A 20389-nucleotide genomic window follows, 5' to 3' on the forward strand; every position below is an offset into this window, starting at 1 on the left:
CGAGGGCGATCGTGCTGCCGCTCGGTCAGCGCACTGACCGAGCGGCAGCACCAGCAGGCGAGCGTCAGCGGGGTACGTAGGCGAAGGTGTCCGGGTTCGGGCCGGTCCGCCCGGCCTCACCCTTGTCCAGCCCGGTGATCCGCTCCATCGCCGCGTCGTCCAGCTCGAAGTCGAAGATCCGGGTGTTCTCCTCGATCCGCTTCGGCGTGGTCGACTTCGGGAAGATGATGTCGCCGCGCTGCACGTGCCACCGCAGCACCACCTGCGCCGGGGTACGGCCGAGCTGCTCGGCGATGTCCACCACCGTCGGGTCGTTCAGGACCTTGCCCTGCGCGATCGGCGACCACGCCTCGGTGAGGATGTTGTGCTCGCGACCGTAGGCGCGGACCTCGTCGTTGACGAAGTACGGGTGCGCCTCGATCTGGTTGACCGCCGGCACCACGCTCGCCTCGTCGGCCAGCCGCCGCAGGTGTGCCACCTGGAAGTTCGACACGCCGATCGAGCGGGCCCGACCGTCGCGCTGGAACTCCTCCAGCACCTTCCAGGTCGAGACGTAGTCGCCGTCGTAGAGCGTCGGCAGCGGCCAGTGGATCAGGAACAGGTCGATGTAGTCCATCTTCAACGCGGACAGCGTCGAGTCGAACGCCTTGCGGGCGTCGTCCGGGCGGTGGAAGCCGTTGTTCAGCTTGCTCGTCACGTAGACGTCGCCCCGGTCGAGGCCGGACACGCGGACCGCCTCGCCGACCTCGGCCTCGTTGCCGTACATCTCGGCGGTGTCGATGTGCCGGTAGCCGGTCTCCAGCGCCGTGGTCACCGCCGCGACGGTGTCCTTCGGCTCGATCTGGAACACCCCGAAGCCGAGCTGCGGGATGGTGGTGCCGTCGTTCAGGCTGATGTCAGGAATCGTGTTCGCCATTGCGGCTCCTTCGCGTCTTCGGTATCCGTCATCCATACCCGGGCGGGCGAAGGATCCACCGCCCAACACGTGGTGACGAGCGCAACGTCGGTCCGGTTCACCCGGTCGTGTCGAACAACACCGGCCAGGGCCGTTCCGCCGGCACCGGGGGCGGCGTCGACGGCGTGGGCGGTGCCGGCTCGGCGGCGGCCAGCACCTCGGCGGCGAGCTGCCCGACCATCGGCGCCGCCGGGTGCGCGGCCCGCTCCGGCCAGACCGCCGAGGTGCGCTTCGCGAGCGAGGTGTCGGCGATCGGCCGCCACGCGATCCGGGGTTCCCGGCGTGCCAGCGTCGCCGGCTCCACGGCCACGCCGCCACCGGCCAGCACCAGCCCGAACAGGAACTCCGGGTTACGCGCCGGCCGCACCCGCGCCGGCCGCCACCCGTGTCGCCGGCACACCGCGAGCAGGTGGTCGTGCCAGCCCGGCGCGGTGGCCCGGGGCGCGGCCACCAGGTCCAGGTCGGCGAGCGCGGCGAGCGGCACCTCCCGGCCGCGTGCCAGCGGCGAGGTCCGCGGCAGCAACACACCCAGGGGTACGTCCACCGGGGCGCCGAAGCGCAGCCCGTCCGCCTCGACCGGATGGTGCACGAGCCCGACGTCCAACCTCCGCTCGGTGAGCATCCGTACCTGCTCGGCGGTGGTCAGCTCGTGCAGCTCCACGTCCAGGCCCGGCGCCCGACAGGTGAGCTGGTCCAGCAGGGCGCGCAGCGTCACCGCCGGGGTCTCCGGCGGCACACCGGCACGCAGGACGCCCAGCTCACCCGCGCGGACCTGCCCCATGAGGTTGCGCAGCCGGCCCTCGCCGGCGAGCAGCTCCTCCGCCTCGGCGAGCAGCAGACCGCCGGCGGTGGTGAGCCGCACCTGGCGGCGGGACCTGTCGAACAGCTCGACCGCGAGCTCCCGTTCCAGCCGCTGGATCGACTGACTCAACGGCGGCTGGGCCATCCCGAGCAGTTCGGCCGCCCGCCCGAAGTGCAGCTCGTGGGCGACGACCACGAAGTGCCGCAGGTGCCGGAGCAGGTCCACGGCCGGACCCTACGCCAGCGGCGGAACAGCCCCACTGGATACCGTGCCCGGGTGGATGTGGGGGAGCGGATCGAGACGATCTTCGCGGGCGTCGGGGTGACGGCCAGCCTGCACGTCGTCGACCTGGACGCGGTGGACGCGGGCGCCGTGGACCGGCAGGTAGGGGTGCGTGCCGACGAGCAGGTGGTGATCGCGTCGATCTTCAAGATCCTGCTGGTGCTGGAGTTCGCCCGGCAGGTCGACGCCGGCCAGCTCGACCCCACCGAACGGGTGCTGGTCACCGCCGCCGACCGGCTCGGCGGGTGGGGGCTGGCCGGCTGCGCCGACGACGCCGAGGTGTCGCTGCGCGACCTCGCGTACTTCGCCGTGTCGGTCAGCGACAACACGGCCGCCGACCTGCTGCTGCGTCGGGTCGGCCCGGACCTGCTGCCGATGCTCGCCGCCGAGCTGGGGCTGACCCGTACCCGCGTCCTCGGCGGTCCCCGGGAGCTGGTCGAGCTGATGCTCGCCGACGTGGGCGCACGGACCGAGGTGGAGTTCGCGCGGATCTTCCCGACGCTGCCGGCGGAGCGGGTCCGGGCGATGCGGGTCTTCGACCCCGCGCACACCACCAGCAGCACCGCCCGGGAGATCACCCGGCTGCTCACCCTGATCTGGCGGGACGAGGCCGGGTCGACGGCCGCCTGCGCGATGGTTCGCGCCTGGATGGCTCGGCAGATCTTCTGGACCCGGCTCGCGGCCGGCTTTCCGCCCGGTGTCCGCGTGTCCGGCAAGACCGGCACCCTGCCCGGCCTGCACCTGGAGGCCGGCGTTGCCGAATACCCCGACGGCGGCCGGTACGCCATCGCCGTCTTCGCCCGCGCCGACGAGCTGACCCCGCGCCGGATCGACGTGGACCTGGCGATGGGTAGGGCCGCCCGCACGGCCGTCGAGGCGCTGCGCGGCGGCTGAGTTTTCCGCGCGTCCGAGCGCCGACAGGCAGCCGTTGAGCAGGCACGATATGCCGGGACGTATCGGAGGTGGCGGCGTTCGATCTTGGACCGGGACGCGGTGGCGCTGGTTGGCTCGTGTCGACCGATCACCCGAACACGGGGAGTAGATCCGCATGTCCAACCTCGACCGCCGCCGCTTCCTGCGCGACGCCGCAGCCACCACCGCCCTGGTCTCGGCCGGTGGCCTCGCCGCCACCTCCACCACCCCGGCCCAGGCCGCGCCGCCGGCCGCCGCGCCGACACCCGCCGCCCGCCGCACCGGCGCGGTCAGCTTCCGCTGGTGGGGTACGGCCGGCTGGCGCATCGACATCGCCGACCGGACAGTCCTGGTCGACCCGTTCCTCAGCCGCATCGACACCGGGCTGTTCGCCGGCGCGTTCAAGACCGACGCCCCGTTGACGGTGCGCGCCGACGTGATCGATCCGCGCGTCGAGAAGGCCACGACCGTCCTGGTCACGCACACCCACTGGGACCACTTCATGGACGTCCCGTACATCGCGGGGCGCACCGGCGCGCGGGTGTTCGGCACGCTCACCGCGTACCACCTGGGGTTGGCCTACGGGGTGCCGGCGACGCAGCTCAGCGCCGTGAAGGGCGGGGAGGTGCTCGACTTCGGCGACCACAGCATCGAGGTGGTCGGCTCGCTGCACAGCCGCAACGCGTCGTACTCCGTGGCCTTCCCCGGGGTGCGGGTGAGCCAGCCGGCGCGGCCCGCGACCATCGCGGACCTCCCGGAGGGCGACACGCTGGGATACCTGCTGCGGGTCGAACGCGGCCCGTCGGTCTACTTCACCGGGGCCAGCGACGTGGCCGAGCGCAACCTCTCCGGCCTGGCGCCGGACGTGGCGATGGTGGCCATGCAGAGCGCCACCACCACAGGCGACTACCTGCCCCGGCTGCTGGCCGGTCTGGACTACCCGAAGGTCGTCGTGCCGGTGCACTGGGACAACTTCGAGACGCCGTTGCAGAATCCGCCGGTCGTGGCACCTGCCGACCGCGCCCGGCTCGACGACATGATCGCGGCGGTGCGTCGGATCTCGCCGCGCAGCCGGGTGCTGGTGCCCGAGTACGAGACCGCGTACCACTTCTGACCGGATCCGGGCGGGCGCCCGCGCCCGCCCGGTCAGCCGGCGACCAGCTCCGCCAGGGCACGCACCGACTTCCAGTTGCGGGTGGTGGCCACCACGCCGAGCTTCTTCTCCAGGTACGCGTTTGTGAACTTCGACCGGCCGTAGCCGCCGTCGGGGAAGTGCAGGAACACCTCCCGGCCGGTCACCGTGAACGACACGTTCTCACCGCCGGGCACGGTGAGAGCATCCACCGTGGACTCCCTTGGAGCGGTGGCGAGGAAGGCCACCAGCAGTCTCTTCGGGTCGTCCTCGCGGTCGGCGTACGGGTTGCCGCCGGCGACCGCCGCCAGCTCCCGGCCGCTGCGCACCAGCACCGGCACTGTCAACGACAGCTCGTCGGTGAGCGCCCGCTCGATCCCGGCGGCCAGCTTCTCCGCGTCGCGGACCGAACTGCCGAAGGCCACGTTGCCGCTCTGCAGGTACGTCGTGACGTCCTCATGGCCGAGGTCGGTGACGATCCGGCGCAGGTCGGCCATCGCCAGCCGGACGCTGCCGACGTTGACTCCGCGCAGCAGGGCGACGTACCGGGTCATCCCGTCCTCCTACGTCCACATGGGTACGGCGTCAGCCTAGCGGTGTGCGCGGAGCTGTCGGACGGGATCGATAGGCTCCCACTGCCGGCCGCCACTCAGCGAATCGCCGGTCTTTCCTGGAGGTCAGCTTTGATCCGTTCCCGTTTTGCCGTGGCGATCGCCGTCGCCGCGGCGACGGCGATCGTGGGGCTTCCCGCGACCGCACACGCCGACGATGTTCCGATCGTCACGTCCGCCCACAGCGACTACGACCTCGATCGGGGCACGCTGCTGGTGTCCATCACGTCGCCCAGCGACGTCACCGATGTCCGTGCGCACATCCGCGATTACAACACCGGGGCGGAGGTTGCCGTTCAGGAGAACTTCTACCTCCAGTCCGGCACCGAGCGGGACGGCGTGTGGCGATCCAATCCGATCATCCTCGACAAGCTCGGCTACTACCGGGTCGACGTGGAGGTCAGCGACGAGGCCGGGCACCACGTCACCCAGACCGATGCCGGCGACCTGGACTACTCGGTGGTCACGTTCTTCGACAACGTCACGCTGAACCGCACCACGGTGACCTATGAGAACCGCAACGTGACGGTGCGGGGATGGCTCAAGGGCCGCTGGCCGGGCAGCCGCGAGATCAGGTCACTGGGGAAGTTCCCCATGTCGGTGAACGCCGACCTCAGTTGGGACGCGGTCACCACCAGGGCCGATGGTTCCTTCACCGGCACGGTCACGATCGGCCGCAAGGACGAGATGGTGTACGCGGCCTACAGCTATGACAACGACCATCTCTTCCACGGCTCGTCGCGGTCGGCCGAGACCACCATCGCGATCACCAAGCGGCCGATGCGGATCACCATCGGGGCGGATCGACCCAAGATCCTCAAGGATGAGACCGTCACGGTGAGCGGCCAGCTGACCTGGCGGACGCCGGAGGGCTGGGTGCCGGTGCCCGGTGTGCAGCCCGTGGTCTCCCTCTGCTCGAGTGTCGACTACTGCCAGACGTTCCTCGGCTCCGCCACCACCGACGCGGACGGGCGATACTCGCTGACCGTCTCCCCGTACCAGAGCGGCCGCCTCCAGGTCGGCTACTCGATGAACGACGAGTTCGTCAGCTCCGTGACCGCCAGCACGAACATCTCCGTGCTGCAACCGGCCGCCTTCCGGAGCTTCTCGGCCGTCCGGGAGAACGCGACGACCGTGGCGCTCAGCGGCGAAATGGAGTTCAACGGCGGGATCTCCCCGGGGACGGTGCCGCTGAAGGTGCAGTTCTCGGCGACCGGCGAAGACGGCACCTGGGCCACCCCGGCAACCATCTACGCGGGCGGCAGTTACGACTTCGCCACGTCGATCTACAAGAAGACGGCCGGTTACTGGCGAGTCGTCTACCCCGGCACCTCGACCGACTTCCAGTCGGCGACCAGCGCGTCGGTGTACGTCAGCTGATCTTGGTAAGCGCGGGAGCGTCTCTCCGCGGGTGCTCCCGCGCCTACCCTCCTGAGTCACCCCGACCGGCCCGGCCCGACCAGGCCCGTCTCGTACGCGACGATGACCAGTTGCGCCCTGTCGCGTAGGGCCAGCTTGGTCAGCAACCGCCCGACGTGCGTCTTCACGGTGGCCTGGCTGAGGTTGAGGTGCGCGGCCAACTCCGCGTTGGACAGGCCCCGGGCGATCAACGCGAGCACCTCCCGTTCCCGATCGGTCACCCCGTCGAGCTGCCGGGGCAGTGGCCGGGTCGGCTCCGGCTGCCGCGCGAACTCGTCGATCAGCCGGCGGGTCACCGTCGGCGCGAGCAGGCCCTCACCGGCGGCGACCACCCGGATTCCGGCCAGCAGGTCCGCTGGTGGGGTGTCCTTGAGCAGGAAGCCACTGGCGCCCGCGCGCAGCGCCCCGTAGACGTACTCGTCCAGGTCGAACGTGGTCAGGATGATGACCCGGGTGCCTGCCGTCGCCGGGTCGGCGCAGATCCGCCGGGTCGCCTCGATACCGTCCATCTCCGGCATCCGGACGTCCATCAACACCACGTCCGGCCGGTGCTGTCCGGCCAATGCGACGGCCTGCGCGCCGGTACCCGCCTCGCCGACAGTCGTGCAGTCCCCGGCGAGATCGACAAGCAGCCGGAAACTGCCGCGCAGCAACGCCTGGTCGTCGGCGATCAGCACGCGGATCACGCGGCCACCCGGTACGGCAGGCTTGCCGTCACGGCGAAGCCGCCGTCGGAGCGCGGCCCGGCCCGGAACTCACCCCCGTGCAACGCCACCCGTTCCCGCATGCCGATCAACCCGTGCCCCTCCCCGCCGATCAGGACCGGCCGTCGGCCGTCGTCGGTCACCTCCACCCGTACCTCGTCGGGCGTGACGGTCACCGTGGCCCGGCAGGCCGCCGGTGCCGCGTGCTTCACCACGTTCGTCACCGCCTCCTGCACGATCCGGTACACCGTGAGGCCCACCGACTCCGGCACCGCGCCGATCGACTCCTCCCGCCGGACGTCGAGTCGGACGTCGACACCGCCGATCGCCGCCTGCCGGGCGAGCACCTGCAACTCGTCCAGGCCCGGCGTCGGGGCGTACGGGGTGCCCTCGCGCAGAACGCCCAGCACGCGCCGGACGTCGGTGAGCGCGGTGCGGCCGGTCTCCTCGATCACCCGCAGCGCGGCCCCCGCCTCACGGGGATCGGCCTCGGCGACATGGTTGGCGACGGCGGCCTTCACCACGATGAGGCTCAGCGTGTGCGCGACCACGTCGTGCAGCTCCCGTGCCACCCGTAACCGCTCCTCGGCGGCGGCCTGCCGGACCAGGTGCTCGCCCTGCCGGGCGGCGAGGGCACGTCGCTCCCGGAGCAGCCAGCCGATCACCCAGGCCGGCGCGATCATGACGGCGGCGTAGACGACCGCGCCGGTCCGCGACCAGAGGTCGCCCGCGGTCAGCACCAGGGCGACGCTCACCAGAGCGAGACAACCGGCCGCGCTGAACAGCGAGCGGCGCGTGGTGGTCGACACGGCCACCGTGTAGAAGGACAGGCCGATGGCGAGGGCCGGCGCGGCGGCGGCGAAGTTGGGGATCACCCCGGTGATCAGGGCGCCGGTGGTGACGGCGCTGATCACGACGGCGACGGGGATCGGCCACCGTCGGCGGGCGGCCAGCGGCAGGCCGAGGGCCATCCCGACGAGCACCGACACCCAGAGCGGCTCGTGCACGCCCCCGCGCAGCGGTGACTCCAGAGCCGCGTACGGGCAGAGCAGCCCACCGACCGCCACGGCGAGCACGGCGTCCACGACGTACAGGTCCACCGGTCGCAGCCGTCGGGTCAACAGGAGAGCGGTCACCTGTCCGACCGTATCGGCCGGTGAGCCGGACCGCGTCCACCCGTGGGGGGTCATCCCCGAGGACGATCCGCCCGTGCCCGCGGGCCTCCGCCTCCTACCGAGGGCGGGCCGGAAAGTGTCCGCGCCGGCACGACGCGCCGCACCCGCCCGAACCGGCACCGTGTCGGTCATGACCACATCCACGGTGACCCTGACGGGGCTGCGAGCGGTGTACGGCGCCGGGACCCGACAGGTGACGGCGCTCGACGGCGTGACCACAAGCTTCGCGAGCGGGACGTTCACGGCGGTGATGGGCCCCTCGGGCTCGGGAAAGTCCACCCTGCTGCACTGCGCGGCGGGGCTGGACAGCCCGACCGAGGGGACCGTCACGATCGACGGCATCAGCCTCGACGACCTCGGCGAGGACGAGCTGACCCGGCTGCGGCGCGACCGCGTCGGCTTCGTGTTCCAGGCGTTCAACCTGGTGTCCACGTTGACCGCCGCGCAGAACGTCGAGTTGCCGATGCGGCTGGCCGGCCGCCGCCCACCGGCCGCGGACGTCGCCGCCGCGCTCGACGCGGTGGGCCTCGCCGACCGGGCCGGGCATCGGCCGAGCGAGCTGTCCGGCGGCGAGCAGCAGCGCGTCGCCGTGGCCCGCGCGTTGATCACCCGGCCGGTGGTGGTGTTCGCCGACGAGCCGACCGGGGCACTGGACAGTGCCGCGTCCCGGCAGGTGCTCCGGCTGCTGCGCGGGCTCGTCGACGACCACGGGCAGACAGTCGTGATGGTGACCCACGATCCCGCCGCCGCCGCGTACGCCGACCGGGTCCTCCTGCTCGCCGACGGTCGCGTCGTCGACGAGTTGACCGGCGGGATAACCGCCGCCGCCGTCGCCGCACGCATCGCCGAGCGGGAGACCGTCGCGGAGTCGTCGTGCTGAGCGTCCGGCGGTCGGCCAGCGCGTTCGTGGCCGTCGCCGTCGGAGTCGCGCTGGTGTCGGCGGCCACCCTGCTGCTCGCCTCCGGACGTCCGCAGGTGCCGGACCGGTTGGCGCGGGCGGCGGTAGTGGTGCAGAGCCCCGAGGCGGGCGCGTCGGCCGACTCGTTCGCGCCGACCCGGCCCTGGTCCGCAACGGCTGCGGCGGAACTCGTCGGCCGGCTGGCCGCCCTGCCCGGTGTCGCGGCGGCGGTGCCGGACCGGACCTTCTACGCCCAGCCGCTCGTCGACGGACGGCCTCCGGCAGCCGACGCCGGGCGGGAGGACGCCCACCAGGGGCACGGCTGGTCCAGCGCCCAGCTCGGTGGACTGCGCCGCACGGCCGGCGAGCCGCCCCGCCGGCCCGGTGAGGTGGTCGTCGACAGTGCGCTCGGGTTGCGGACCGGCGCGCGTGTCACCCTGCTGACGGCGGCGGGTCCGGAGGCGTACACCGTCAGTGGTCTGGTCGACGGGCACGGCGTCCATGTCGCGGACGAGGTCGCCGCCGCGCTCGCGCCCGGCGTCCGGGCCATCGGGCTGGTGCTCACGGCGGGCGCCGACCCCGAGCGGGTCGCCGCGGCGGCTCGTGGTGTCGTCGGCGGTGACGGGCGGGTGCTGACCGGCGACGCGCGGAGCGCGCTGGAGCCGCGCGACGACGCCCGCATCCGCTGGATCGGCATGCAGGTGCTCACCGGTACGGCTGTTCTCGCCGGCTTCGTCACGGTGTTCGTCGTCGCCTCCACCTTCGCGTTCACCATCGCCCAGCGCCGCCGTGAGTTGGGCCTGCTGCGTGCCGTCGGCGCCACCGGACGTCAGGTCCGCCGCATGGTCCACGTCGAGGCGCTCGTCGTCGGCGCGTCGGCCGGGCTCGTCGGCCTGCTGGTCGGCGCGGTGCTCGCCCCGCTCCTGGGTCGACTCCTCGTCGATGTCGGGTTCGAGCCGACGACCTTCCGGGTCCGGTACGCCCCCTGGCCGGTCGCGGTCTCGCTCGCCGCCGGGCCGGTGATCGCGCTGCTGGCCGTCTGGTCGGCGTCGCGCCGGGCAGCGCGGGTCCGCCCGCTGGAGGCGTTGCGCGAGGCGGCTGTGGAACAGCGGCCGATGGGACGGCCGCGCGTCGTCACCGGGGCGCTGCTCGTCGCGGCGGGTGTCGCGCTCAGCGTCGGGACGGCGACCGCCGGCGAGGCCCGCGTCGCGGCGCAGTACGCCCTCTACGCGGTGATGGCGCTGGTGGCCGGTGCCACAGTGCTGTCCCCGGCGGTCGTCGGGCCGGTGGTGCGGCTGCTGCGGTCTCCGGTGCGGCGCTCCGGCGGCGCGGTCGGGATGCTGGTCCGGGGCGCGGCGCTCACCGCGACCCGGCGGACGGCGTCGACGGCCGCCCCGGTGCTGCTCACTGTCGCCTTCGCGGTGCTGGTGTCCGGGATGGTGCGAACCACCACCGCGGCGTACGCGGCAGGTCGGGCGGACAACGTGAACGCCGGCTGGATCGTCGTGCCCGACCGGACGCCGGGACTGTCGGAGCAGGCAGTCACCGCGACCGGTGGCACCGCCCTCCTGCCGACCACCGTCTTCCGCACCGACCCCGGAACTGGGCCGACGGACCGTCCACTGACCGCGCTCGGTGTGGACCCGGCCGGCTTCGCCGCCGCGAACCGGGCGCTCACCGTCGTTGCCGGCACGCTCGACGACCTGCGCGGCGACGACACTGTGGTGGTGACCGCCGCGGCGAACCTGCGGCCGTCCGAGCCGTACGTGGTGGTCTTCGCGGACGGGACGTCGGTGTCACTGCGCGTCGTCGCCGTGGTCACCGACGCCTCGCTCCCCGGCGACCTGCTCCTGCCCCGGGCCGTGGTGCGGGCGCACGACCCGTCGGCGCTCACGTCCACGGTGTACGTCCGGGACCGGATCGAGCCTCCGGTCGGCGCACGGATCGTCGACGTCGCCGCCTGGGCGGCGGAGGCCGACGCTGCCGAGGACCGTCTCGTCTGGCTCTTCACGCTGCTGCTGATCGGTGTGTCGGCCGGCTACGGCGCCATCGCCGTGGCCAACACGTTGCTGCTGGCCGCCGCCGGCCGAGCCGCCGACCTGCGGCTGATCCGGTTGGCCGGGGCGACCCGGCGGCAGGTCATCTGGCTGGTCACGGCCGAGTCCGCCCTGGTGGTGATGATCGGTGCGCTGCTCGGTGGGGCTGTCGCGTTCGTCGGTCTGCTCAGCATTCGCGCCGGCCTCGCCGAGCAGGTCGGGGCCCCCGTCGACCTGGTGGTGCCGTGGTCGGTGGTGGCCGGGGTGGTGGGGCTGTGCCTGCTGCTCGCGACGCTGGCGAGCGTACTGCCGACGTGGCGGTCGCTGCGACACCGCCCCGCGCGCTAGCTACTCGACGACCGGCAGGACGACCTCGTTGCGGCGCAGGAACCACGGCTTCCACGGCGGGTCGAAGCGCGCGTACCTGATCGCGCCCGTGGGTTGCAGCCCGGCGGCGGTCACCGACCGGCCGAGCATGGTGGCCCGCTGGCTGAACGCCCGCTCGGTCCACCGGCCGGAGAAGCGGATCGCCGCCGCCAGGCGTGCCGGGACCTCGTGGATGCGTACCCGGGCGTCCACCGGCTCGGGCAGGGTGGCAGTCGTGAAGGTGGCCGGCATGACGAGCTGGATCAGGTACGCGCCGGGCCACTCGCCCTCGATCTGGACCACCGGCACGGTCATGGCGATCTTCTCCGAGTCGCTGGCCGCCGACAGCGCCGGCGCGGCCGACCCGATCGGGTGCCGGGCCCGGTTGGCGCCGCCGATGTAGGCGGCCAGCGGCCGGAACGCCTCGATCGGCGCCCGGGTGAAGGATGCCTGGATCCGCATCTCGGCCACCAGGTGGGCCGGGTAGCGGCGCAGCTCGAAGCCGGGGTGTCGGGACACCACCCGGTACGGCTGCTGCTCGGTCATCGCGCGCTCCCAGGATCTCTCTGGGACAGACGCTACCGCCCCTCCGGCTCCCGCTCGGCCGAAGTCGGTCGTCCCGCACCCAGGGCGACGGCCCGCCAGTACTGGCGTTTGCCCTCGTCGCGCAGCACCACCCCGATCCGGCTCAGCTCGCGCCGCAGCTCCCGGGCGTCGTCGCGGCGATCCCGCTCGATCGCCCGCTCGCGGGCGCGCAGCAGCGCGTCCGCCCCTGCCGGCAGACCGGGCAGGTCGGGCACCCACAGCCGGTACGCCGACCGGTGCGGGTCGCCGTCCGTCCAGGCCCAGCCGTGCTCCCGGAAGGCGGCGGCGAGCCGCGCGGCGGGCAGGTCCGTCGACTCCCGGACCAGTTCCGCCCCGTCGGCGTCGAGTAGCACCAGGTGCTTGTCGGCGAGGAAGACCACGCGGGCGTCGGCCCGCGCGACGGTCCGGTTCTCCGCGGCGCGGCGCAGCCGGACCTGCGCCGCGTCGACGGTGACGATCAGCCGTTCGGCGGTGCCCAGCCCGGCGACGACCAGGCCGGCCAGGACACCCACGCCTATCGTGCCGGCGGTGGCCTGCGGCTCGGGCAGCCGGTCCAGCCACTCGATCAGGTCGCTGAACGGCACCCAGGACAGCCGGGCGAGCCAGCCGGTCGTCGCCGCGAGCAGCCATCCGACGCCCGCGCCGACCAGCGGGAAGCCACCCCACATGACGACCAGCTCGACCACGCCGCCGCTGACCACGGTGCGGGGTCGGTATCCGGCCAGGTCCATGGTCAGGACACCTCGCGGCGCAGCGTCCGGAACAGGCCGGCGGCCAGCGGCAGGACCATCCAGACCAGCAGGGACACCGCTATCCGACCCCACTGCCCGCCGGTGACGGCGTCGCTGCTGAACAACGGTTCCATGGTCTTGCTGGTGTCCAGCCACTCGGACGGGCCACGCAAGGGCTTGACCATCTCGCCGAGCACCCCCCACAGGGTGGGCAGCAGCAGGTAGCCGACGATGGCCAGCGGCGGGTTGAGCAGCAGCAGACCGAAGGCCGCGCCCATCAAGACGCTGGTGACCTGGAGGATCGCCGCGTTCAGCACCAGCGACCAGTCGAACTGCCAGGTGCCCGCGCCGCCGATGGCGGACGCCACGAGCGTCCCGACGGCGGCGACGGCGAGGCTGGTCAGCACCGAGGCGATCGCGGTCAGCGCCACGGCGACCAGCTTCGCGGCCACCACCCGCTCCCGGCGGGGCACCAGCGCGTACGTGGTGAGGGCCGTCCGCTGCGACCACTCGCTGGTGATCGACAGGATGCCGAGCACCGGCAGCAGCACCGACACCGGCAGCAGCGAGGGGACGAAGAAGTTGAGGAAGGTCTGGTCGACCTCCTCCGCGTAGATCAGTTGCAGGGTGACGATCGCGGCGGTGAGCAGGCCGATGGTGATCACCAGCCAGCGACCGGCCCGGGTGTCGACGAGCTTGCGCAGCTCCACGACTGTGAGCCGGAGCAGCGACGGGCGGCGTGCCGGAGTGTGCTGCCGGGGAGCGACGGCGTCGGCGGCGGGCACGGTGGTGGTGGTCATCGGACGGCCTCCTTGGTGGATTCGCCGGCGGTCAGGGTGAGGAAGAGCTGTTCGAGGCCACCGCCGCCGGCGGGGCGCAGCTCGGCCAGCGCGACGCCGGCATCGGCGGCGGCCTGGCCGACCGCCTCGGCGTCGGCCTGCACGAGCAGCCCCTCCGAGCCGTCGGCCGCGCTCAGTCCGGCCAGTTCCAGCGCGCGACGCAGCGCCGCGCCGTCGCGGGCCCGGACCACAGTGCCGCCCCCCGACAGCAGCTCGTTCTTGTCGCCCTGGGCCACGATCCGGCCACCCCCGATCACCACCAGCCGGTCCGCGACCGCCTCCACCTCACGCAGCAGGTGGGAGGAGAGCAGCACGGTGCCGCCCCGGTCGGCGAAGTCGCGCAGCAGGCCGCGCATCCAGAAGATCCCCTCCGGGTCCAGGCCGTTGGCCGGCTCGTCGAGGATCAGCACCCGGGGGTCGCCGAGCAGCGCCTGCGCCAGGCCGAGGCGCTGGCGCATGCCCAACGAGTACGCCCGTACCCGACGCTTCGCCGCCACCGCGTTCAACCCCACCAGGTCGAGCTTCGCGGCGACCTCGCGCCGGTCCAACCCCATGGTGTACGCGGACAGCGTCAACGCCTCGCGGCCGGTGCGCCCGGCGTGCTGGGCGGAGGCGTCCAGCAGCACCCCGACCTCCCGCCCCGGGTTGGGCAGCTCCCGGTACGGGTGCCCGGAGACGGTGGCGCGGCCGGCCGTCGGGGCGGTGAGTCCGCAGATCATCCGCATGGTGGTGGACTTGCCGGCGCCGTTGGGGCCGAGGAAGCCGGTGACGGTGCCCGGCTCGCACCGGAACGACACGTCGTCCACGGCCGGGTGTGGCCCGTACCGCTTGGTGAGGTTCTCTACCGTGATCATGCCGTTGAGCGTGCCCGCGCCGCCCGGCCATCCGCTGCGGCCGCCGGTAGGTGTCGTACCGACCTTGGTCGACGTTCGGGTCTCGACTTTGGTAGCTGGTCGTGGTGCCCGTCGGCTGCCTAGCATGGGTGCCGTGACCAGCCTCGCCGTGCCGGAACACCCCTGGCTGCTGCCGGGGGAGCTGGTCGTGCCGGGCGAACGTGACCGGGCACACCCGCGCCGCACCACCCGCGACTGGGTCGTGGACGGCTTGGCGTTCCTGGTCTCCCTGGTCTGGGTGTTGTTCGCCACGGCCGACGCCCTGGCGCCCGACCCGACGATCGCCACCGCGCTCCCGCACGACTGGATGGTCGGCGTCGACGCGCTGATCGGGCTGGTCTGCTGCGGGCTGCTCTGGGTGCGCCGCCGGTGGCCGCTGGGGCTGGTGGTGGCGACGATACCGCTGACCCTGTTCTCGTTGGCCGCCGGCGTCCCGCTGTTGATCTTCTACTTCACCGTGGTGGTGCACCGCCGCACCGCCATCGCGATCGGGGTCACGGGCGCCGGCCTGATCACCAACCTGGGCTTCAGTTGGCTGCGTCCGGACCCGAATCTGACGTACTGGGAAACCGCGGCGTGGGGTGTGGTGTTCAGCCTCGTCGTGCTGGCCTGGGGGATGTTCGTCCGGGCCCGGCGGCAGTTGATCGTGTCGCTGCGCGACCGGGCCGAGCGTGCCGAGTCCGAGCAGCAGTTGCGGGTGGCCCAGGCCCGCCACCTCGAACGCACCCGGATCGCCCGGGAGATGCACGACGTGCTCGCCCACCGGATCTCGCTGCTCAGCCTGCACGCCGGCGCGCTGGAGTTCCGCCCGGACGCTCCCGCCGACGAGGTGGCCCGCGCCGCCGGGGTGATCCGGGGCAGCGCCCACGCCGCCCTGCAGGACCTGCGGGAGGTCATCGGCGTGCTCCGGGCCGAGGACGACAGCGTCGGCGATGCCCCCGAGCCGCCGCAGCCCACCCTCGCCGACCTGCCGGCCCTGATCGCCGAGTCGCGGTCGGCCGGGGTGCGGGTCAACGTCAGCGACACCGTGGACCGGTCGGGGGAGGTGCCGGCGGCGCTGGGCCGGGCGGCGTACCGGATCGTGCAGGAGGGGCTCACCAACGCCCGCAAGCACGCGGCCGGCGCGGCGGTCACCGTTGACGTCGCCGGCGGTCCGGGCGCCGGGCTGACCGTGGCGATCAGCAACCGGTGGCCGGTCGGCACCTCGGCCGGCGGCGGTCTGCCGGGCGCCGGCACCGGCCTGGTGGGCATCAGCGAGCGCGTCACGCTTGCCGGCGGCCGGCTGGCCTACGGCCGGGACGACGCTGGCGACTTCCGCCTGGCCGCCTGGCTGCCGTGGCCGGCGTGACCGGCCCGACCGGCCCGACCGGTCCGGCCGGAACCGGCACGCCGCCGGTGCGGGTGCTGATCGTGGACGACGACGCGTTGGTCCGGGCCGGCCTCTCGATGATCCTCGGCGGCCTGCCGGACCTGCTGGTGGTGGGCGAGGCGGCCGACGGCGGCGAGGTCCCGGCGGCGGTCGCCGCGTACGCCCCGGACGTGGTCCTGATGGACATCCGGATGCCCCGGGTGGACGGGCTCACCGCCACCGAGGCGCTGCGTGCCCAGCCGCACCCGCCGGAGGTGCTGGTGCTGACCACCTTCGACGCCGACGAGCAGGTGTTGCGGGCGCTGCGCGCCGGTGCGGCCGGCTTCCTGCTCAAGGACACCCCTCCGGCGGACATCGTGCACGCGGTCCGCCGGGTCGCCGCGGGTGAGGCGACGCTCTCCCCGACGGTGACCCGCACGCTCATCGACCACGTGACCGCCGCCACCCCGGGTCTGGCCGGCCCGGATCCGCGTCGCGAGCGGGCGCTGCGGCTGCTCGGTGGGCTCAGCGAGCGGGAGCGTCAGGTGGCGGTCGCGCTGGGGCGGGGCCGCACCAACGCGGAGATCGCCGGGGAGTTGTTCATGAGCGTGGCGACGGTGAAGGCGTACGTCTCCCGGCTGCTGACCCGGCTCGATCTCAACAACCGGGTCCAGGTGGCCCTGCTGGTGCACGACGCCGACCTCGTCTGACGGCACGTCGAACCGCATCACCAAGCCATCCGTGCCACTGTCGTTGATACACTCAGCCGTGAGTGTTCCATAAATGAGAGCCTCAAGGATGGTGTCGTGGACGGCTTCGTGGGACGAGAGCGAGAGCTGGCCCTGCTGAAGGGGGCACTCGCGCGGGTCGAACGCGGGGGCCGTGCCGGTCGACCCGGCCGGGCCCTGTTGATGCGCGGTCGCCGCCGGGTCGGCAAGTCGCGCCTCGTGGAGGAGTTCGTCGAGCGAGCGGAGGTGCCACACCTCTTCTTCACCGCCTCGGCGCAGCCGACCGTCACGGCCGATCTCGCGCTCTTCGTGGAAGCGGCGGCCGCATCGACGCTGCCGGGCGCGCAACTGCTCCGGGGACAGCAACCACGGACGTGGGACGCCGCACTCACTCTGCTCGCCGCCGCGCTGCCGACCGATCGGCCGAGCGTCGTCGTCCTCGATGAGATGCCGTACCTCATCGAGACCGACCCGGGGTTCGAGGGCACCCTGCAGAAGATCTTCGACCGTGAGCTCTCCCGGCTTCCGGTCCTGCTGATCTGTGTCGGGTCCGACCTGGCGATGATGGAGGCGCTCAACGATTACGGCCGACCGTTTCACCAGCGTGCCACCGAGATGGTCATACCGCCGTTGAGCCCGGCCGACGTCCGCGACATGCTCGACCTGTCGGCCGCCGACGCGTTCGACGCCTACCTCGTGTCCGGTGGTCTGCCACTGATTCTCGACGAGTGGCCGGCCGGCGCATCAGTGCGCGAGTATCTGAGCGCCGCGGTACCGGATCCGACCTCGGCCCTGCTGGTCAGCGGCGAGCGGGCACTGGCGGCCGAGTTCCCGGCGCAGTCCCAGGCCGGCCTGGTGCTGCGGGCGATCGGCTCGGGTGAGCGGACCTTCTCACTGATTGCGCGTGCCGCAGGGGATCTCCCGCAGGCGTCACTGAGCCGAGCTCTGCGACTTCTGACCCAGAAGCGGGTGGTGGACGACGCACTCCCACTGTCGACGAAGCCGTCCCGGGAAACCCGGTACGTCGTGGCCGATCCGTACCTGCGATTCTGGCTCTCCTTCCTGGGCCCACACCTCGCGGAGATCGAACGAGGTCGAGGTGATCTCACCTTGGATCGGATCACCGGGTCATGGACGTCCTGGCGCGGGAGAGTCATCGAGCCCGTCGTCCGAGAGGCGCTGCGCCGGCTGCCTGTGGATCACCTGCCAGCGGAAGCGCCGGTGATCGGCGGCTACTGGACGCGGACCAATGATCCGGAGATCGACATCGTCGGCGCCGATCGTGCGCCCGTGGCGGCGCGCATCTGCTTCGTCGGATCGATCAAGTGGCAGGAAAGTCGACCCTTCGACGCGCATGACCTGGGCCGACTGCTCCTGCACCGATCCCGGTTGCCCGGTGCCGACGAATCGGTGCCGGCCCTCGCCGTATCGCGCAGCGGCAGCGCTGTCGACGGGATCCATGTGCTGTCGCCGGACGATCTGCTCAGCGCGTACCGGAATTGAACCTTCGTCCGATGCCGGCCGTACCACTGCCCGAGGATGTCGGTGCGGTGAGTCCGCCGTACCGCTGCCGAACTGCGGGAGGCCTGCCGTGCGTGTTGGTGAGCAGTCGACGGATCCCATCGACCTGGTGCTGGGTGAGGTGCCGGTGCCGGCACCACTGACCCCCGAGGATGTCCGGCTCGCGGTCCGGGCGGTGGTCGTGCACACCGCCGAGGAGTGGCCGACCGGGCCGCTGTGCCGCAACGACGGCGCCTCCTACCCGTGCCGACTGCACAGGTGGGGGCGTCGGGTCCTGGAGTCACACGGGCTCAACGAGCGGCAGATCGAAGCGTTGATCCAGCACGGCAACCCCTTCGTGCACGTGCCCTTCCCGTTCACCGCGACCGGGCCGTCGGCGGCACGCCCCACAGGCGTCCGGCCGGCGACGACCGCCGGCTATCCGGCGCCGGCCCCGGGCCGCGGCGGGCTGCCGGCGCGACACCAGGCCGCGCGGGCCACCCCTGCGGGGGTACGGCAGGGGTCTGCCGGCCGGCCGGTGACTCCCCCCGTCACCGCGCCGCGCTGGCCCCGGGCGAGCTGAGCGGTCCCCACCCCACGCTCTGTCCGGGGTCGACACGACGTCGGCCCGACGCGGAGGTTCCCCACCCACCCGCGCCGGGCCGACGTCACACTGCCGGCTCGGTCAGTCGTTGCCGGCGCCGATGCCGCAGTCCGGCGCGGACCAGCTCGTCGTGTTCGAGCTGTTGTCGCTGTTGTTCTCGCGACGCGAGTCGACGTGCACGTGGTCGTCGTGGTCGGGGTAGCCCGGCCCGTAGATCCCGCTGAAGCCCTTGCTGCGGGCGCTCTTGGCCACCGTGCACAGCGAGGACGTCCGCGAGGTGACGTCTGCGGCGTTGCCGTACAGGTGCTGGCTGTCCGACGCGCCGCCCACCTGGTTGTTGCAGGCGCGGCTGCGGAAACCGCTCGACACGTTCAGCGGTTTGTCGCCGAGGCTCTTGCGCAACGCTTCCAACTTCCACATCGTGCGCAGCGCGTTCTGCTTCGTCTGGCTCGCCGACACCGGACCGCCGCTCCACCCGCTGCCGCCGCACCCGTTGTCCAGCTCGTTGTAGCTGAAGTGCGCGGGCGTGCAGTCGTTGTCCTGGAGTTGGTACAGCTTGGCGTAGGTCTGCGGGCCCGCGATGCCGTCGGCGCGCAGCCCGTACGCCTGCTGGAACCGCTTGACCGCGGCGGCGGTCTTCGGTCCGTAGCGACCGTCGTTCTCCACGATGTCCCGGTAGCCGGCCCAGCCGGCGACCCGGATCTGCAGCTGGCGGACGTCGTCGCCGGAGCGCCCCTGGTACAGGTTGCGGTTCCAGGTGTAGCAGCCGTCCGCGTACGCTGCCGGCGCGGCGACCACCGAGGCGATCGCTGCCCCGGGCAGCGCCAGGGCGAAAGCGACAGCAACTCGCTTCAAGGTGTTTACGCGCACAGAAGTCCTCCCGATAGGAGAGCGAATGGGGTTGCTTCGGGACATCGACCGGGACGTCCCGTGATTTCCACCCTCGCACTGATCGGTGCCGTAGGCGGCAATTAACGAGAATTGTCCTCACGATTCGTTGTTCCTGGGCATCGGCTGGGAATTCGACTGATTTGCGAAACAGCCATTTCCCCCTGATCGACCCGGCGACGGAACAACCCCACCGAACGTCGCAATCGGTCACACCCAGGGTGATGTTCCTCGCCCGTCGGGGGCCGGTAACGTCAGCGCTGGGCGGCGGACTGGCGGAGGTGCACGTGGCACGCGGTGGCGTCTTCTGTGTCGAGGGTCAGTGGCACCGTGACCTCAACGAACGCGGTTCCGTGCTGCCCACCCTGGAGTTGCTGGAGCGGCTGGGCAAGATCCGCTTCATTCACAAGGACGCGGCCACCCGCGACGAACTGTTCTACTTCCTGGACCGCTGGCTGCTCAAGCAGTACGCCGACCACCGCGTCGGCTTCTTCGCCATGCACGGCGAGCCGAGTCGACTCTGCCTCACCGACTGGCAGTCGGTGGAGCTGAACGAGGTGGCCGAGCTGATGGCCGGCCGCTGCGAGGGGCGCCGGCTCTATTTCGGCAGCTGTTCCGTCCTACGCGCGTCGGACGCGGTGCTGCGCGAGTTCCTGGAGGTCACCGGGGCCGCCCTGATCTGCGGCTTCACCCGGGACGTCGACTGGGTCGAGTCGGCCGCCTTCGAAACCGTCCTGCTCGACGTGCTGGCGAACGGGCAGCGGCACAATGCCGCCGAACTGCGGATGGGCTCCGCGCACTGGGCGCCGCTGGCCTCGTACCTCGGCTTTCGGGTGATCTATGCCAACGGCCGGGCCTGGCGCCCGGTCGGTCGGCCCCGCGTGCCCACCCAGGCGGTGCACCGCGCCGCCGCCGGCCCCCGCTGATCGCCCACCTGAACGCCGCGGGCCAGGTGAGCGGTCGCTGATCCGGCCCCGCCTC

20 protein-coding genes are annotated in these 20389 nt (G+C 72.4%); 10 read left to right on the forward strand and 10 right to left on the reverse strand.

What is annotated here, in order from left to right; all coding sequences use genetic code 11:
- Positions 1-64: 64 nt before the first annotated feature.
- Together ACGFIE_RS12975 and ACGFIE_RS12980 are read right to left on the reverse strand one after the other, a co-directional pair.
- Positions 65-916 carry an aldo/keto reductase gene (locus ACGFIE_RS12975; RefSeq protein ID WP_393294082.1) on the reverse strand — a complete coding sequence of 284 codons (852 nt, stop codon included), beginning with the start codon at positions 914-916 and terminating at the stop codon, positions 65-67.
- Positions 917-1013: 97 nt separating this feature from the next.
- On the reverse strand, positions 1014-1982 hold the full coding sequence (locus ACGFIE_RS12980) for a LysR family transcriptional regulator (RefSeq protein WP_393294084.1): 969 nt from the start codon (positions 1980-1982) through the stop codon (positions 1014-1016).
- Between the two features lie 51 nt (positions 1983-2033).
- On the opposite strand from ACGFIE_RS12980, the gene ACGFIE_RS12985 reads away from it, so the two are divergent.
- Together ACGFIE_RS12985 and ACGFIE_RS12990 are read left to right on the forward strand one after the other, a co-directional pair.
- On the forward strand, positions 2034-2933 hold the full coding sequence (locus ACGFIE_RS12985; protein ID WP_393294086.1) for a serine hydrolase: 900 nt from the start codon (positions 2034-2036) through the stop codon (positions 2931-2933).
- A 154-nt stretch (positions 2934-3087) separates the two neighbouring features.
- Positions 3088-4065, forward strand: a complete 978-nt coding sequence (locus ACGFIE_RS12990) for an MBL fold metallo-hydrolase (protein WP_393294088.1) — start codon at positions 3088-3090, stop codon at positions 4063-4065.
- Positions 4066-4097: 32 nt separating this feature from the next.
- On the opposite strand, the gene ACGFIE_RS12995 is transcribed toward ACGFIE_RS12990, so the two are convergent.
- Positions 4098-4637 (reverse strand): DUF1697 domain-containing protein, encoded by a 540-nt coding sequence (locus ACGFIE_RS12995; protein WP_393294090.1) that lies wholly within the window; start codon positions 4635-4637, stop codon positions 4098-4100.
- A gap of 150 nt (positions 4638-4787) precedes the next feature.
- Here ACGFIE_RS12995 and ACGFIE_RS13000 point away from each other — a divergent pair, with 150 nt between their 5' ends.
- Positions 4788-6074, forward strand: a complete 1287-nt coding sequence (locus ACGFIE_RS13000; RefSeq protein WP_393294092.1) for a hypothetical protein — start codon at positions 4788-4790, stop codon at positions 6072-6074.
- 56 nt (positions 6075-6130) lie between these two features.
- On the opposite strand, the gene ACGFIE_RS13005 is transcribed toward ACGFIE_RS13000, so the two are convergent.
- Positions 6131-6799, reverse strand: coding sequence for a response regulator transcription factor (locus ACGFIE_RS13005; RefSeq protein WP_363678950.1), 669 nt, complete (start codon positions 6797-6799; stop codon positions 6131-6133).
- Entirely contained in the window at positions 6796-7953 is a 1158-nt protein-coding gene (locus tag ACGFIE_RS13010; RefSeq protein ID WP_393294094.1) for a sensor histidine kinase, read from the reverse strand. The genes ACGFIE_RS13005 and ACGFIE_RS13010 overlap by 4 nt, the downstream gene beginning before the upstream one ends.
- Before the next feature lie 169 nt (positions 7954-8122).
- Between ACGFIE_RS13010 and ACGFIE_RS13015 the strand changes: the two genes are divergently transcribed.
- Both ACGFIE_RS13015 and ACGFIE_RS13020 read left to right on the forward strand, forming a co-directional pair.
- Positions 8123-8872 carry an ABC transporter ATP-binding protein gene (locus ACGFIE_RS13015; protein ID WP_393294096.1) on the forward strand — a complete coding sequence of 250 codons (750 nt, stop codon included), beginning with the start codon at positions 8123-8125 and terminating at the stop codon, positions 8870-8872.
- Complete coding sequence (locus ACGFIE_RS13020) at positions 8866-11274, forward strand: FtsX-like permease family protein (RefSeq protein WP_393294098.1); 2409 nt, start codon at positions 8866-8868, stop codon at positions 11272-11274. Before ACGFIE_RS13015 ends, ACGFIE_RS13020 begins: the two co-directional genes overlap by 7 nt.
- Here ACGFIE_RS13020 and ACGFIE_RS13025 read toward each other — a convergent pair whose 3' ends face one another.
- The 4 genes from ACGFIE_RS13025 to ACGFIE_RS13040 are packed head-to-tail and all read right to left on the reverse strand — an operon-like array spanning position 11275 to position 14301.
- Entirely contained in the window at positions 11275-11838 is a 564-nt protein-coding gene (locus tag ACGFIE_RS13025) for an SOUL family heme-binding protein (protein WP_393294100.1), read from the reverse strand.
- A gap of 32 nt (positions 11839-11870) precedes the next feature.
- Positions 11871-12608 (reverse strand): hypothetical protein, encoded by a 738-nt coding sequence (locus ACGFIE_RS13030; RefSeq protein WP_393294102.1) that lies wholly within the window; start codon positions 12606-12608, stop codon positions 11871-11873.
- Between the two features lie 2 nt (positions 12609-12610).
- The gene (locus ACGFIE_RS13035) at positions 12611-13408 is read right to left on the reverse strand and encodes an ABC transporter permease (protein ID WP_393294104.1); all 798 of its coding nucleotides are present in this window, start codon (positions 13406-13408) and stop codon (positions 12611-12613) included.
- A complete protein-coding gene (locus tag ACGFIE_RS13040; protein ID WP_393294106.1) occupies positions 13405-14301 on the reverse strand; it encodes an ABC transporter ATP-binding protein in 897 nt (298 codons plus the stop codon). Before ACGFIE_RS13040 ends, ACGFIE_RS13035 begins: the two co-directional genes overlap by 4 nt.
- 133 nt (positions 14302-14434) lie before the next feature.
- Here ACGFIE_RS13040 and ACGFIE_RS13045 point away from each other — a divergent pair, with 133 nt between their 5' ends.
- The 4 genes from ACGFIE_RS13045 (at position 14435) to ACGFIE_RS13060 (ending at position 18499) form a co-directional block, all read left to right on the forward strand.
- Complete coding sequence (locus ACGFIE_RS13045) at positions 14435-15688, forward strand: sensor histidine kinase (protein ID WP_393294108.1); 1254 nt, start codon at positions 14435-14437, stop codon at positions 15686-15688.
- A complete protein-coding gene (locus tag ACGFIE_RS13050; RefSeq protein ID WP_393294644.1) occupies positions 15667-16398 on the forward strand; it encodes a response regulator in 732 nt (243 codons plus the stop codon). Before ACGFIE_RS13045 ends, ACGFIE_RS13050 begins: the two co-directional genes overlap by 22 nt.
- 96 nt (positions 16399-16494) lie before the next feature.
- On the forward strand, positions 16495-17919 hold the full coding sequence (locus ACGFIE_RS13055; protein WP_393294110.1) for an ATP-binding protein: 1425 nt from the start codon (positions 16495-16497) through the stop codon (positions 17917-17919).
- Between the two features lie 88 nt (positions 17920-18007).
- Positions 18008-18499, forward strand: a complete 492-nt coding sequence (locus ACGFIE_RS13060) for a hypothetical protein (RefSeq protein WP_393294112.1) — start codon at positions 18008-18010, stop codon at positions 18497-18499.
- Between the two features lie 102 nt (positions 18500-18601).
- Here the strand turns inward: ACGFIE_RS13060 and ACGFIE_RS13065 are convergent, their stop codons facing one another.
- Positions 18602-19390 carry a D-Ala-D-Ala carboxypeptidase family metallohydrolase gene (locus ACGFIE_RS13065; RefSeq protein ID WP_393294114.1) on the reverse strand — a complete coding sequence of 263 codons (789 nt, stop codon included), beginning with the start codon at positions 19388-19390 and terminating at the stop codon, positions 18602-18604.
- A gap of 305 nt (positions 19391-19695) precedes the next feature.
- Here ACGFIE_RS13065 and ACGFIE_RS13070 point away from each other — a divergent pair, with 305 nt between their 5' ends.
- On the forward strand, positions 19696-20334 hold the full coding sequence (locus ACGFIE_RS13070; protein WP_266249300.1) for a DUF6642 family protein: 639 nt from the start codon (positions 19696-19698) through the stop codon (positions 20332-20334).
- Positions 20335-20389 lie beyond the last annotated feature (55 nt).

This window comes from Micromonospora sp. NPDC049275, from assembly GCF_043197115.1.
Taxonomy (GTDB): Bacteria; Actinomycetota; Actinomycetes; order Mycobacteriales; family Micromonosporaceae; genus Micromonospora.